Source organism: Paraburkholderia humisilvae (assembly GCF_902859855.1).
Taxonomy (GTDB): domain Bacteria; phylum Pseudomonadota; class Gammaproteobacteria; order Burkholderiales; family Burkholderiaceae; genus Paraburkholderia; species Paraburkholderia humisilvae.
This window is the reverse complement of sequence record NZ_CADIKH010000388.1, coordinates 1-1036: the sequence shown is the minus strand read 5'-3', so window position 1 is coordinate 1036 and position 1036 is coordinate 1. Positions and strand designations below refer to the sequence as shown.

General features: G+C 70.3%; 2 pseudogenes. Both read right to left on the bottom strand.

The window, feature by feature from the left end:
- A pseudogene (locus tag HV796_RS42695) lies at positions 1–658 on the bottom strand (hypothetical protein); the annotation flags it as partial.
- A gap of 24 nt (positions 659–682) precedes the next feature.
- Positions 683–1036 (bottom strand): annotated as a pseudogene (locus HV796_RS42690) (hypothetical protein); the annotation flags it as partial.

Here is a 1036-nt window from a genome sequence, read left to right as displayed (position 1 = left end):
CGCCCGCGCCGCCATCACCGCCGTTGCCGCCAGCACCGCCGCCACGAGCGCCCGCGAAGCCGCCCGCCGCGCCGCTGAGCGCCACTGCGAAGCCGCCACTGCCCGTGCCATTGCCGCCTTGCGTGCCGCCCGCGCTCGCCCGGCCACCACGCGCACCCGCGCCTCCATAGCCCGTGCCGGCCAACGCGCCGTCATTGGTCACAGAGCCAGCGCTCGCGCTGCCGTTCTGAGCATCGCCGCCAGAGCCACCATTGCCGCTGTTGCCGGCATTACCGCCGTTGCCGCCGACACCGATACCGCCAAAACCGGTACCGCCACGGCCGCCGTTTCCGCCGGCCGCGCTGCCCGTGTTCAAAGCGACATTGCCGATGCCGGACACGCCAAGACCGGTCACCGAACCGTTCAACTTGCCGAGCGCGACTGCCTTGCTGGTGTTGAACGAATCCTGAGAGACCGACGCACCCGACGCGATTTCATTCGCGTTGGAGCCGGACCCGGTCGTGGACTGATCCGCCGTCGCGCTAACCGTCGCCGTGTTCGAGCCACCGGCAGCGCTCTGGCTGCAGGAGTCCTTGCCGTCGCTACACGGGTTCGCCAGTGCGTACCCGCTAAAGCCCAACGCAAGGACCGCCGCGCTCGCCATCAGAGTCTTTCTCATGACAGCCTCCTTTGACTGGTCGCGTTAATGGCCCACGGTCAGGTTGGCCTGAACGGTGACCGCCTGCTGCACGAGCGACGCGAGGCCGCTGTTCTGGTTCATCACGACGATGCCGGCAGCCGATTGCGCAGCGCCCGTCATCGTATTGCTCATGTTGAACGAGCCCGCGTCGACGGTGTTCATGCCACCGTTGCCGCCCGCGCCGCCTGCCGCGCCATTGCCGACGCCACCCATGCCGGCGCCGCCCATGCCGCCCGCACCGCCAGCCGCACCGGCCGCACCGACGCCAGCCGTCGCGCTGCCGTTCGATGCCGTCGACGTGGAGCTGCCGTTGGTCGCGTTGCCGCCCGTGCCCGTGCCGCCTGCGCCGCCCACGCC